Annotated in this window: 11 protein-coding genes; 8 read left to right on the forward strand and 3 right to left on the reverse strand. The window is 72.6% G+C overall.

Features of this window, described 5'->3' with window-relative positions; all coding sequences use genetic code 11:
• From ACGFRF_RS25750 to ACGFRF_RS25760, 3 genes are all read left to right on the forward strand, one after another.
• Positions 1-406: cbb3-type cytochrome c oxidase subunit I (locus tag ACGFRF_RS25750; RefSeq protein WP_393743718.1), on the forward strand; the 406-nt coding region annotated here is incomplete at its 5' end.
• On the forward strand, positions 403-753 hold the full coding sequence (locus ACGFRF_RS25755) for a hypothetical protein (protein ID WP_393743720.1): 351 nt from the start codon (positions 403-405) through the stop codon (positions 751-753). The genes ACGFRF_RS25750 and ACGFRF_RS25755, both read left to right, overlap by 4 nt.
• 144 nt (positions 754-897) lie before the next feature.
• Positions 898-2,127, forward strand: coding sequence for a glycosyltransferase (locus ACGFRF_RS25760; RefSeq protein WP_393744257.1), 1,230 nt, complete (start codon positions 898-900; stop codon positions 2,125-2,127).
• Positions 2,128-2,131: 4 nt separating this feature from the next.
• On the opposite strand, the gene ACGFRF_RS25765 is transcribed toward ACGFRF_RS25760, so the two are convergent.
• Complete coding sequence (locus ACGFRF_RS25765; protein WP_393743722.1) at positions 2,132-3,157, reverse strand: alcohol dehydrogenase; 1,026 nt, start codon at positions 3,155-3,157, stop codon at positions 2,132-2,134.
• 186 nt (positions 3,158-3,343) lie between these two features.
• A complete protein-coding gene (locus tag ACGFRF_RS25770) occupies positions 3,344-4,006 on the reverse strand; it encodes a TetR/AcrR family transcriptional regulator (protein ID WP_393743724.1) in 663 nt (220 codons plus the stop codon).
• 139 nt (positions 4,007-4,145) lie between these two features.
• On the opposite strand from ACGFRF_RS25770, the gene ACGFRF_RS25775 reads away from it, so the two are divergent.
• On the forward strand, positions 4,146-5,399 hold the full coding sequence (locus ACGFRF_RS25775; RefSeq protein WP_393743726.1) for a YncE family protein: 1,254 nt from the start codon (positions 4,146-4,148) through the stop codon (positions 5,397-5,399).
• Between the two features lie 170 nt (positions 5,400-5,569).
• On the opposite strand, the gene ACGFRF_RS25780 is transcribed toward ACGFRF_RS25775, so the two are convergent.
• Positions 5,570-7,648 carry a GTP-binding protein gene (locus ACGFRF_RS25780; RefSeq protein WP_393743728.1) on the reverse strand — a complete coding sequence of 693 codons (2,079 nt, stop codon included), beginning with the start codon at positions 7,646-7,648 and terminating at the stop codon, positions 5,570-5,572.
• A 256-nt stretch (positions 7,649-7,904) separates the two neighbouring features.
• Here ACGFRF_RS25780 and ACGFRF_RS25785 point away from each other — a divergent pair, with 256 nt between their 5' ends.
• From ACGFRF_RS25785 to ACGFRF_RS25800, 4 genes are read left to right on the forward strand one after another with little or no spacing between them, the layout of a single operon-like run.
• The gene (locus tag ACGFRF_RS25785; protein WP_393743730.1) at positions 7,905-8,423 is read left to right on the forward strand and encodes a (2Fe-2S)-binding protein; all 519 of its coding nucleotides are present in this window, start codon (positions 7,905-7,907) and stop codon (positions 8,421-8,423) included.
• The gene (locus ACGFRF_RS25790; RefSeq protein ID WP_393743732.1) at positions 8,420-10,990 is read left to right on the forward strand and encodes a xanthine dehydrogenase family protein molybdopterin-binding subunit; all 2,571 of its coding nucleotides are present in this window, start codon (positions 8,420-8,422) and stop codon (positions 10,988-10,990) included. The genes ACGFRF_RS25785 and ACGFRF_RS25790 overlap by 4 nt, the downstream gene beginning before the upstream one ends.
• The gene (locus ACGFRF_RS25795; protein ID WP_393743734.1) at positions 10,987-11,841 is read left to right on the forward strand and encodes an FAD binding domain-containing protein; all 855 of its coding nucleotides are present in this window, start codon (positions 10,987-10,989) and stop codon (positions 11,839-11,841) included. Before ACGFRF_RS25790 ends, ACGFRF_RS25795 begins: the two co-directional genes overlap by 4 nt.
• A gap of 15 nt (positions 11,842-11,856) precedes the next feature.
• Positions 11,857-12,732: an AAA family ATPase gene (locus ACGFRF_RS25800; RefSeq protein ID WP_393743736.1), complete on the forward strand. Its 876-nt coding sequence runs from the start codon at positions 11,857-11,859 to the stop codon at positions 12,730-12,732.
• Positions 12,733-13,075 lie beyond the last annotated feature (343 nt).

Raw genomic sequence — 13,075 nt, forward strand, 5'->3', positions numbered from 1 at the left:
CGACGAGCGCCTGGGCAAGATCACCTTCTGGACGCTGTTCATCGGCTTCCACGGCACCTTCCTGGTCCAGCACTGGCTGGGTGCCGAGGGCATGCAGCGCCGGATCCCCGACTACCTGGCGGCGGAAGGGCTCACGACGCTCAACACCGTCTCTTCGGTCTTCTCGTTCCTGCTCGGTGCGTCCCTTCTCCCCTTCCTCTACAACGTCTGGAAGACGGCCAGGTACGGAGAGCGGGTGACGTCCGACGACCCGTGGGGTTACGGCCGCTCCCTGGAGTGGGCGACCTCCTGCCCGCCGCCGCGGCACAACTTCCTCACCCTGCCCCGCATCCGCAGCGAGTCCCCGGCGTTCGATCTCCACCATCCGGAGGTCGCGTCCGCGGAACGGGAGTTGACCGCGCCGTGACGAGCGGGGAGGACGAGGACCAGGGGGCGCGGGCCCTCGTCCGGGAGATCGAGGGTCATCTGCTGCTGGCCGCCGCACGGGAGGAGGGCCGCACGGCGGCGGCCCGGGTCGCCGCCCGGCTCCACTGGCTCACGGACACCCAACGGGAGGAACTGGAGCGGCAGTTGGAGGTGGAATACCTGGCGCTGGCCCGCACCTCGTGGCGGCGCACCGCCGAACGCGCCGCGGAACTGCGGCAGACGTACGAGGTGAGATACCGGGCGCTGCGGCAGCGGCTGGTGGCCTGGTCCGTGCTGGGCTGTGCCCTGCTGGCGGCGACCGGCCTGCTGGTGCTCGCCGCCGCCTAGGTCCCTCGTCGGGCCCGGGACCACTTCTGGTCGCCGCCGCCGTCGCCGTCCCGCGGCCCGGGCGGAAGTCGGCGTGTCCGGCTGGGCGTTCGGCTGCCGGCGGCCGGGGTGCGGGCCATACTGGGACCCGTGCGGGTTGCGATCATGACGGCGGGCTCACGCGGCGACGTGGCCCCCTACACCGGCCTGGGGCACCGGCTGCACCGTGCCGGACACACGGTCACCCTGGTCACACACGCCCGCTTCGAGCCGCTCGTGGCGGGCTCCGGAGTCGGGTTCCGCGCGCTGCCGGTCGACCCTCGGGCGGAGCTGGAGTCGGCGCGCGGCCGGGGGCTGCACCGCAGCGCGAGCGGCGCCGGAAAGCTGATACGGATCGCGGAGATGGCGCGGCGGCTGGTCGGGCGGATGACCGACGACCTGCTGGCGGCGGCCACGGAGAGCGACGCCCTGCTGCTGTCGGCGTCCCTGGCCCCGCTCGGGCATACGATCGCCGAGGGGCTGCGGCTGCCCAGCATGGGTGTCTATCTGCAACCCATCGCGGCGACCAGGGAGTTCGCGCCTCCGGTGCTCGGGGGCGGCTCCTGGGGCGGGGCGGCCAACCGGGCCGCCGGGCACGGGGTGAGCGTCGCCGTGGAGCGGGTCTTCGCCGGTACCGTGCCCTCCGTGCGCGCTCGGCTGGGTCTGCCTCCGCTCCGGGCCGGTGCCGCGCGGCGCACGCGGGAACGGCAGCGCTGGCCGGTGCAGCACGGTTTCAGCCCGACGGTGGTGCCCCGGCCCGGGGACTGGCGGCCGGGGCTGGAGGTGGGCGGCTACTGGTGGCCGTACGACGACGGCACCCGACTCCCGCCCGCGTTGGGCGCGTTCATCGACGCCGGGCCGCCGCCCGTGTTCGTCGGTCTGGGCAGCGCCACCGTGCCGGACGCCGGCCGGCTCAGCGCCCAGGTGGTCGCGGCCCTGCGGCGGGCCGGGCTGCGCGGGGTGATCCAGCGCGGATGGGGCGGGCTCGCGGCCGACGGGGACGACATGCTCACCATCGGCGACGTACCGCACGCGCCGCTCTTCCCGCGGATGGCGGCCGTGGTCCACCACGCGGGCGCGGGCACGACGGCGGCGGGGCTGCGCGCGGGGGTGCCGGCCGTGCCGGTGCCGATCCAGTTCGACGCGGGCTTCTGGTCCGCCCGGCTGGTCGCGCTGGGTGTGGCACCGGACGTCGTACCGCTGCGCCGCCTGACGGTGCCGGCCCTGGCCTCGGCTCTGCTGCGGGCCACCCGTGACCCGGCGTACCGGGAGCGGGCGCGGACCCTGGGCGCGCGCGTCCGGGGCGAGGACGGCGCCGCCCCCGTGCTCGAAGCGGTGGACCGGCTGTGCGGCTGAGGGGTCAGCCGGTGGTCAGCACCATCCGGAAGCGGGCCCGGCCGGAGAGCATCTTCTGATAGGCCTCAGCCGCGCCGTCGAGCGGGACGGTCTCGGTCATCGGGCGGATGTTGTGCAGGGCGCTGAACTCCATGGTGTCCTGCACGTCCTGCGCGGTGCCGGACGGGTGGCCGCGGACGACCCGGCCCATCATGAGCAGCTGCACGGGGCTGATGCCCAGCGGCTCGGGGTCCGCGCCGATGGCCACCAGCTCGCCGCGGGGTGCGAGGCCGTCGACGGTGGCCGTGATGGCCTCGGAGTTCCCGGCGGTGGCCAGGACGACCTTGGCACCGCCCAGGGACTGTAGCGCTTCGGCGACCGCGGTGCCGGAGGTGCTGTCGACATAGTGGTGGGCGCCGAGCTGTTTGGCGAAGTCCGCCTTCTCGGGGCCCCGGGCGATGGCCACCGTCTCGAAGCCCATCGCCACCGCGTACTGCACGCCGAGGTGGCCCAGGCCGCCGATGCCCAGCACCGCCACCAGGTCGCCCGGCTTCGCCGCGCTGCGGCGCAGGCCGTTGTACGTGGTGACGCCCGCGCAGGCCATGGGCCCCGCGTCGCTCGCCGACAGCGCTTCGGGAATCCGGGCCAGGGCGTCGACGGGCGCGATCACCTTGTCGGCGAAGCCTCCGTCGTAGGCCCATCCGGGGACCTTGAGGTTGGCGCACACGATGAAGTCACCCTGGCGGCAGGGGGTGCAGTGGCCGCAGCTGCCGCCGAACCAGCCGACCGCGACCCGGTCGCCGACCTGGTATCCCCATTCCTGCACGCCCTCGCCCAGCTCCTCGATCCGGCCGGCGATCTCGTGCCCGGCGACCACCGGGAACGTGACGCCCGGTAGTCCGCCGCCCACGATGAGGGCGTCACTGTGGCAGATCCCGCACGCCTCGACGGCGATCCGCACATGGCGGGGCCCCGGCTGCGGCACCTCCCGCTCGGCCAGTTCCAAGGCGCCGTCCGCGGCCGTCACCTGCGCGACTCGGTAGGTACTCATCTGTCTCTCCGGAGAACGGGTACGACCCCCCGCACCAGCAGACCAGCTCCCGGCCGATCCCGCGCGCCGAACAACGGGCACCCCGGATGACCTGGGGTTTTCGATCCGGGCGGCCGACCCACCAGCGTCTACCGGCCTACCGGCGTCCACCAGTCCACCGGCCGACCAGCTCACCGGCCCACCGGGCTATCCGGCCCCTGGGCGCCAGCCCTCCGGGCGCAGCATCCCCAGGAGCAGGCGCACCAGTTCGTCCACCACCTCGTCCAGCGTGGCGTCCACCCAGCCGGCGCTCCAGTCGTGCAGGAGGCCGTTGACGCTGCCGATGAAGGCCGTGGCCGCCAGCCGGTAGTCGCGCGGCGCCGCCTCCCCGCGCGCCACCGCCGCGTCCGCCTCGGCGCGGATGAGGTCGACCCAGCGGGCCCGGCGGGCGAGGCGCTGCTCCTCCAGGCGCGGGCTGACCCCGATGATCTCCATGAAGGCGATGCGGATGCGGCGCGGGTCACAGGTGACCTCACGTGCGTAGGCCCGGAAGAGCGCCGTGGCGCGCTCGGCCAGCGGCAGCCCTTCCGCCGTGGCGAGGGCGTCCAGCACGGCCTGTTCGGCCCAGCCGTTCACCTGGAGGTGCAGCGCGGCCAGGACGTCCTCCAGGGTGCGGAACTCCTCGTAGAACTGGCGCGTGGACAGGCCGGCGGCCTGGCTCAGCGCGGCGACCGTCGTGCCCCGGTAGCCCGGGGTGTCGCCGAACAGCCGGAGTGCCGCGTCCAGGAAGCGGCGGCGCCGCTCGGCCTGCCGCTCCTCGGCGGACCTGCCGCCGTAGCGGCCTGTGGGCGCTCTGAGCCTGCCCGTCACGCTTCCCCCTCCGTCACCCCACCGATCGCCCAATCTTGTCGTGCACACATCTTGTCGAGAAGGCCAACCCCTCCTTACTTTTCAGTAAGTTCACTGTGAAAGCGCCCGTGTTCAGATTTCCCGAGGAAAGAGAGCAGTCATGCCTGCCTCCAGAACCAGGCACCTTCGCTCCGTGGCCGCCGCCCTCGCCCTGACCCTCGCCGGGCCGGTGACCGCCGCTTCCGCGGCCACCGGCACCTCCAACGGACTGCGCGAGGTGCTGTTCGTCGGCAACAACTGGGACGGCACCGCCGATGTCATCACATCCTCCGGCGACTTCGCGAAGGTCGGCCGGATCAGCGTCATCCCCGACAAGGACCAGCGGATGGCGGAGATCAACGCGGACCCCATCAAGTGGATCTACTTCCAGGCGATCCGCAACAGCGTCGGCGAGGGGCACGACCAGTTCGCCGACGACATGTACTCCACCCCGGACGGCCGGTCGGTCGTGGTGTCCCGGCCCAGCTTCGCGGACGTCGTCTCGATCGACCTGGCCACCGGAAAGGTCAACTGGCGTTTCGCGGTGGCCGGTTACCGCGCCGACCACATGGCGGTCTCGCCGGACGGCACCCGTGTCGCGGTGTCCGCCTCGACCGCGAACAAGGTTCATGTGCTCGACATCGTCAGCGGCAAGCAGCTGGGGTCGTTCGCCACCGGCGACAAGCCGCACGAGAACATCTTCAGCAAGGACGGCGCGTACATCTGGAACATGTCCATCGGGGACGTCAACACCGCGCTGGACGACCCGGGTTGGGACTGGACCAAGGGTGACCGGCACATCACCGTCGTGGACGCGACGACGTACCAGCAGGTCAAGGTCATCGACATGCGCCAGCGGCTGGACGCGTTCGGGCTGAAGGACTTCTCCGACGCGGTGCGCCCGGCGGTCTTCTCCCCGGACGAGTCGAAACTGTACTTCCAGGTGTCGTTCTTCAACGGCTTCCTGGAGTACGACGTCGCCACCGACAAGATCACCCGGAGCAAGACCCTGCCGAAGAACCCGGCGACCAGCGACGACCGCACCACGTGGGTCAACGACTCGCGCCACCACGGCATGTCGATGAACCCCGACGGCACGAAACTGTGTGTGGCGGGCACGATGGACGACTACGCCACCGTCGTCGACCGTGCCACCCTCCAGGAGGGTCCGCTGGTCCCCACGTCCAAGCCGTACTGGGCGACGATCAGCGGTGACGGCAAGGACTGCATCGTCTCCGAGAGCGGCGCCGACCAGGTCACGGCGATCGACTTCGCCACCGGGCGGAAGGTGGCGTCGATCCCGGTCGGCGACCACCCGCAGCGCGTCCGGCTGGGGCATGTGCAGGCCGACTGGACCGGCCCGAGCGGGGGTTGAGCGGTCGTACGGCCTCCGGGACGCCCCACTCGCCCGGAGGCCGTACGGCTCCGCGTCACGAGCGGGCCGCCGCCCATGCCGCCGAGCGACCGGGCGGCTGACGCGAGGATTGTCGGCGGCGCCACGGCGCCGAGGCCGGCCCGTTCCGGCGTCCGGCGACCGGACCGGGCTCAGTCCCCCACCCGGCGCGCCATGTTCAGCAGGTACTCCTTCCGGTTCAGCGGGTTGAAGTCGGTACGCGGCCGTTCGGGGACGGTGCCGCGGGTGACCGGCGCGTAGTGGTCGAAGGCCGTCTCCAGTTCGCCCTCGCCCCGGGTCAGCCCCGGCAGCCGTTGCTCCAGCTCGTGCACCCGGGCGGCCGGCACGGTTCCCTGGAGGACGCAGGCCGGGCCGTGTGTGCCGGTTGTCTCGGGTACGGCGCCCAGCCGGGCGAGCACCGGCAGCAGTGTGCCGAGCGTGTCCGCCGGCGCCTGGAGCCGGAAGCGGTGCATCGGCTCGTGCACCAGGCTGCCGGCCCGTCGCAGCGCCTCGACGAGGACCAGCGGGGTCACGCCCCGGAAGTCGTAGCCGGTGCTCGACATGCTCTTGTCGAAGCCCTGGTGGGCGTGGCTCTGCCGGGGTGAGTAACCGGAGTGGGTCATGGTGACCGTGCAGTCGGTGACCTGCCAGCCGTGCAGTCCCTGGCCGAGCGTCTCGCGGACGGTGTCCTCGACGGCCTTGAAGAAGGCGTACGGCATGGAGCCCAGTTCCACCTCCAGCCGGAACGCCACGCCCGAGCCGGGTGGGGCGGGGTCGACGCGCAGGCCGACGGTGGCGAGGAAGGGGTTGGCATCCTTCTTGTCGAACTCCACGGCGTGCCCGGTGCCGACCGGCCGTTCGACGCACAGGGTCGTCGTCCTGCGGAAGGTGACGTCCAGGCCGTACTCGTCGGCGAGGGTCGCCTGGAGGACCTCCTTCTGCACCTCGCCGTAGAGGGAGACCGACGTCTCCTTGCGCAGCTCGTCGTGGCGGACGCCGATGAGCGGGTCCTGTTCGGCGAGCTGGGTGAGCGCGAGGTGCAGGGAGCGCCGGTCGGTGCCGGGGCCGGGGACGACGACGGTCTCCAGGGTGGGCGGCGCGAAGTGGTGCTCGTACGCCGTTCCGGGCTCGCCGAGCGCGTCGCCGACCCGGACGGCGCCGAGGCCCCACACCTTCACGATCCGCCCGGCGCCGACGCTCTCCCGCCGGTCGTCCGCGCCCCGTTCGAAGACGCTGAGCGCGGTGATCCGGCCTTCCGTGCGGCCGTCGGTCTCCCGGCGTTCCTTGCGGCCGGCGGCGGACCGGCCTTCCGTCCGGTCGCCGGTGGCTCGGCCCGGCTCAGGGCCGTCCGTGGTCCTGCCCGTCCCGCAACCGTCCCCGAAGGGGACGCGGTCGCGGACGCGCAGGGTGCCGGAGAAGACGCGCGCGTAGGCCACCTTCTCGCCCGCCGGGCCGCGCTCGACCTTGAAGACCGTGGCCGACAGCGGGCCGTCCGGGTCGCCGTCGGCGGCGGGCAGCAGCCGCTCGATGCCCCCGATCAGTTCGGGCACACCGGCACCCGTGACGGCGGAGCCGAAATACACCGGATGGACCAGTCCCCGCCGGGTCTGGGCCGCGAGGGCGGCGTGCAGCCGGCTGTCGGGGACACCGCCGTCCAGGTAGGCGGCGAGCAGATCGTCGTCGTGGTCGGCCAGCACGTCCAGCGCGGCCGCTCCCAGGCCGGGGACGAAGCGGGCGGCGCGGGTCCCGAGCGCGGCGGCCCGCCCCATGGGGACGAGCGGTACGGCCAGCAGGCGCGCCGTCCGGTGCAGTACGGCCTCGTCCTGGGCGCCGCGCCGGTCGATCTTGTTGACGAAGACCAGGGTGGGGATGCGCAGTCGGCGCAGGGTCCGCATCAGCACCCGTGTCTGCGCCTGGACGCCTTCCACGGCCGAGACGACCAGGACAGCGCCGTCGAGGACGCCGAGCACGCGCTCGACCTCGGCGATGAAGTCCGGGTGACCGGGAGTGTCGATGAGGTTGACGGTGACGCCGTCCAGCGGGAACGACACGACGGCGGACTTGATGGTGATGCCGCGCCGGCGCTCCAGGGCGAGCGTGTCCGTGGTCGTGCTGCCGGCGTCGACGCTGCCGAGCTCGTCGATCACTCCGGCGGTGTGCAGCAGCCGTTCGGTCAGACTGGTCTTACCGGCGTCGACATGGGCGAAAATTCCGAGATTGAGCGGATGCACTGAGCGTGATGTCCTTCGGCATGAGGTGGGTTCCTTCCTGGGTGGACATGCACGCAGTGCGCATCTGGAGGTCCTCTCTCCGGTGACGTCGGGTCCCGAGCAGTGCAGCAGGGACGGCCTACCGACAGCAATGGATTAACGCTCAACCAATCGCCTGCCGCAGCGCTCGCCGCCCGCAGGGCGCGGTCATAGAGTGACGTACATCACGCCGGTCCGGCTGATTCCCTCACTCCTGTCCGCACGGTCTGGAGGGCGCATGACCCACATCAAGGTGAACGTGGACGGCACGACGTACGAGGACGACGTGGAACCCCGTCTCCTCCTCGCCCACTACCTGCGCGACCGCCTCGGCCTGACCGGCACCCCGATCGGCTGCGACACCTCGAACTGCGGGGCGTGCACGGTCGACCTGGACGGGGCGACCGTCAAGAGCTGCTCGGTGCTGGCCGTGCAGACGGACGGCTGCGCGGTGACGACGATCCAGGGACTGGCGAAGGACGGCACGTGGACGGAGCTGCAGCGCGCCTTCCACGAGCGGCACGGTCTGCAGTGCGGCTACTGCACCCCCGGAATGATCATGGCGGCGCGCGATCTGCTGCGCGAGAACCCGCACCCCACCTCCGACGAGGTCCGCCACGCTCTGGAAGGCAACCTGTGCCGGTGCACCGGTTACCAGAACATCGTCCGCGCGGTGCTCGCCGCGTCCGGACAGGAACCAGGGCCCGGGCAGGAGCCCGCGCCCGGGCGACAGGTCACCGAGGAGGCCACGGCATGACCGATCAGGCCGTAGAACACGAGATCGGCCGCTCCCGGCTACGCAAGGAGGACGCCCGGCTGATCACCGGCCAGACCAACTGGACGGACAACATCCAGGTCGCCGGGTTGCTGCACCTGGCCGTCCTGCGCAGCCCGATGGCCCACGCCCGCCTCACCCGCGTAGATGTCTCCGCCGCCCTGGAACGGCCCGGTGTCGTCGCCGCGTTCAGCGGCGCCGACCTCGCCGAAGGGCTGGGCTCCCTGCCCTGCGCCTGGCCGGTGACCGAGGACATCGTGCTGCCCGACCATCCGCCGATCGCGGTGGACGAGGTCCGCCACGCCGGTGACCCGGTGGCCGTCGTGGTGGCCCGCGACCGGTACGCGGCCGCCGACGCGCTGGAGGCCGTCGAGGTCGACTACGACCCGCTGCCCCCGGTCCTCGACCTGGAGGCCGCCCTCGCCGAGGGCGCCCCGCTGGTCCACGCCGACAAGGGCACGAACCGCTGCTACACCTGGCCACTGGCCACCGGCGAGAGCTTCGACGCGGTGCGGGAACGCGCCGAGGTGACCCTGAAGCGCCGCTACCACCAGCAGCGGCTGATCCCCAACGCCATGGAGCCGCGCGCGGTGGTCGTCACGCCGATCGCCGCCTCCGGCGAGTACACCGTCTACTCCGCGACCCAGATCCCGCACATCCTGCGGATCATGCTGGCGACGGTCACCGGTGTCCCCGAGCACAAGCTCCGGGTGATCGCCCCGGACGTGGGCGGCGGCTTCGGCTCCAAGCTCCAGGTGTACGGCGAGGAGGCCCTCGCCCTGACGGTGGCACGCAGGCTCGGCCGCCCGGTGAAGTGGACCGAGTCCCGCTCCGAGGGCTACCTCGCGACCCACCACGGCCGCGGCATGATCCAGGACGTCGAGGTCGCCGCCACCCGCGAGGGCAGGCTGCTCGGCCTGAAGGTCGACCTCCTCGCCGACATGGGCGCCTACCTGATGCTCGTCACCCCGGGCATCCCGATCCTCGGCGCGTTCATGTACCCGGGGATCTACAAGATGGACGCCTACGATTTCACCTGCACGGGCGTCTTCACCACCCGCACCCCCACCGACGCCTACCGCGGCGCCGGCCGCCCCGAGGCCACGTTCGCCATCGAGCGGACCATGGACGAGCTGGCCCACGAACTCGGCCTGGACCCGGTGGAGGTGCGGCGCCGGAACTGGATCCGGCACGAGGAGTTCCCGTACACCACGATCGCCGGGCTGACCTACGACAGCGGCAACTACGAGGCCGCGACCGAGAAGGCGCTCGCCCTGTTCGGCTACGACGACCTGCGCGCCGAGCAGCGCGAGCGCAACGCACGCGGCGACACCGTACGCCTGGGCATCGGTGTGTCGACCTTCACGGAGATGTGCGGTCTCGCGCCGAGCCGGGTGCTGCGCGACCTCAGGTACGGGGCCGGCGGCTGGGAGGCGGCGAGCATCCGCATGCTGCCGACCGGCAAGGTCGAGGTCGTCACCGGCACCAGCCCGCACGGGCAGGGGCACGTCACCTGCTGGAGCCAGATCGCGGCCGATGTGCTGGGCGTGCCGTTCGAGGACGTCGAGGTGGTGCACGGCGACACCAAGGCGGCCCCGCAGGGCATGGACACCTACGGCTCCCGGTCGCTGGCCGTCGGTGGCGAGGCCGTGCACCGGACGGCGGTGAAGGTGGTGGAGAAGGCGCGGAAGGTCGCCGCGCACCTGCTGGAGGCCAGCGAACAGGACCTGGAGTTCAGCGGCGGTGTGTTCTCCGTCAAGGGCTCCCCCGAGGCCCGCAAGAGCATCCAGGAGATCGCCTTCGAGACCTTCACCTCGCACGACCTGCCCGACGGGATCGAGCCGTCCATCAACGCCGAGACGCTGGTCGACCCGGAGAACTTCTCCTACCCGCACGGCACCCACCTGTGCGCGGTCGAGGTCGACACGGAGACCGGGAAGACACGGATCCGCTCGTACGTCTGCGTCGACGACGTCGGCACGGTCGTCAACCCGATGATCGTCGAGGGCCAGGTGCACGGCGGGCTCGCCCAGGGCATCGCACAGGCGCTGTTCGAGGAGGCCGTCTACGACGACCAGGGCAATCTCGTCTCCGGCACGATGGCCGACTACCTCGTGCCGTCGGCGGCGGACCTGCCGGACTTCGTCACCGACCGGACGGAGACGCCGGCGGCCTCCAACTCCATGGGGGTCAAGGGGGTCGGAGAGGCGGGGACGATCGCCTCGACGCCCGCCGTCGTGAACGCCGTGGTGGACGCGTTGCGGCCCCTGGGGGTGCGGGACGTACGGATGCCGTGTTCGCCGCACCGGGTGTGGCAGGCCATCCAGGCGGCGCGGTCCGGTGCCGCCGGGGCGGCCGACGAGACAGGGGGCACGGGTCCGGCGCAGTCCGGCCAGTCCGGACAGGCCGCCCGGTCCGGCGACATCGGCCAGTACGGCGACATCGGTGAACCGGGTGTCGGCGAGTCGGGTCTCGGTCGACCAGGTGTCGGCGAGTCGGATGCCGGTCGGTCAGGTACCGGCGAGTCGGGTAAGGAGGGTCCGGCATGATTCCTCCCGCGTTCGAGTACACCCGTCCGGGCAGCGTGGACGAGGCGGTGCGCGCGCTCGCCGACGCGGGCGAGGAAGGGAAGGTGCTGGCCGGCGGGCAGAGCCTGCTGCCACTGCTGCGGATGCGGCTGGCCTTCCCCGAACTCGTCGTCGACGTCGGCCGGGTCCCGGAGCTGCGCGGGGTCCGCGACGGCGGCGACACGCTCGTCATCGGCGCCATGACCACGCACCACGAGGTGGTCCACGACCCGCTGGTGCGCCGCCACGCCGGTCTGCTGGCCGAGGCGACGGCCACGGTGGCCGATCCGGCCGTACGGCACCGGGGCACCCTCGGCGGCTCCCTCGCGCACGCCGACCCGGCCGGGGACCTGCCCGCCGTCGCCCTGGCCCTGGACGCCGAACTGGTCGTGGCCGGCCCCGGCGGCCGGCGCACGGTCCCGGCGCGGGAGTTCTTCGTCGACTACCTGCAGTCGTCGCTGGCCCCCGACGAACTGCTGGTGGAGGTGCGGATCCCTAAGACGGACGGCTGGAGCTTCCACTACGAGAAGTTCCACCCGGTCGCCCAGTCCTGGGCCATCGTCGGGGTCGCGGCGCTGGTGCGGCCCGACGACGGGCATATCGCCGAGGCGCGCGTCGGACTGACCAACATGGGCTCGACCCCGCTGCGGGCCACGGCGGCCGAGGAGGCGCTGGCCGGCGCCGACAGTGCCGAGGCCGTCGCACGGGCCGCCGCCGCGGCGGCGGAGGGCAGCCGTCCGTCGCAGGACCTGTCCGGCTCGCCCGAGTACCGGGAACACCTCGCGCGCGTGCTGACCAGGCGGGCGGTGCTGACCGCCATGGGATGGGGGTGAGCGCCGATCACCGGGATGGACGACCCGGAGCAGGTGCGGGCCCGCCTGGAGGAGACGGGGTACCTCGTCGACGAGGGACTGGCCATCACCTGCTTCCTGGCCCTGAGGCTGCACCGGCCGCTGTTCTGCGAGGGCGACGCGGGCGTGGGCAAGACCGCGCTCGCCGCCGCCCTCGCCCAGGCGCTCGGCGCACCCCTCATCCGGCTTCAGTGCCACGAGGGGATCGACGCCTCCCAGGCCCTGTACGACTGGGACTTCCCGCGCCAGCTGCTGCATCTGCGGGCCGCGGAGGCCGCCGGCGTGACGGACGCCGACCGCCTCGAGAGCGAGCTGTACGACCGGCGTTTCCTCATCGCCCGGCCGCTCCTGCATGCCCTGCAGACGCAGCCCTCGGTCCTGCTGGTCGACGAGATCGACCGCGCCGACGACGAGTTCGAGGCGTTCCTGCTGGAGCTGCTGTCCGAGTACTCGGTGACCATTCCGGAGCTGGGGACGCTCCGTGCCGAGAAGCCGCCGGTGGTCGTGCTGACCTCGAACCGGACCCGGGAGGTGCACGACGCGCTGAAACGGCGGTGCCTGTACCACTGGTTCGACCACCCCTCCTTCGCCCGCGAGCTGGCCATCGTGCGGCGCCGGCTCCCCCGGGTGTCGGCGCGGCTGGCCGAGCAGGTCACCGCGCTGGTGCAGGCGCTGCGGGGCGCGGACCTGATCAAGCCGCCCGGTGTGGCCGAGACGATCGACTGGGCCCAGGCGCTGGACGCGCTGGGGGCCGGCGAGGTGGACGCGGACCTGGCCGTGACGACGCTGGGCTCGGTTCTGAAGTATCGCGAGGACGCGGACCGAGCACGCGGCCTCGATCTCGCGGCGGTCCTGGCGGCCCGGGGAGCGTGACACCGATGACCACACCCGGAAGCGGGGCGGACCGCCGATCGGGGACCGAGTCCCGACCGCTAGAGACGGACGCCGCGCCCGCCCGACGGTCAGGCCCCGAGGCCCGACCACGCGGGGCGAACGCCGGGAGCGGGGCGGACCGGCCGTCAGAGGTGGACGCCGACCTGCTCCGGGCAGGTGCCCCTGCCGGGGCCGGCCGGGCGGGAGGGGCGGACGACGGGTCGCTGCGGGCCGGTGCCGGGGCAGGGGCCCACCAGCCGTCAGAGACAGACGCCGACCTGCTCCGGGCAGGCACCGGGAGCGGGACCGACCGGGCGCGAGAGGCGGATGCCGGATCGCTGCG

It is taken from the genome of Streptomyces sp. NPDC048521, from assembly GCF_043199855.1.
GTDB lineage: Bacteria > Actinomycetota > Actinomycetes > Streptomycetales > Streptomycetaceae > Streptomyces.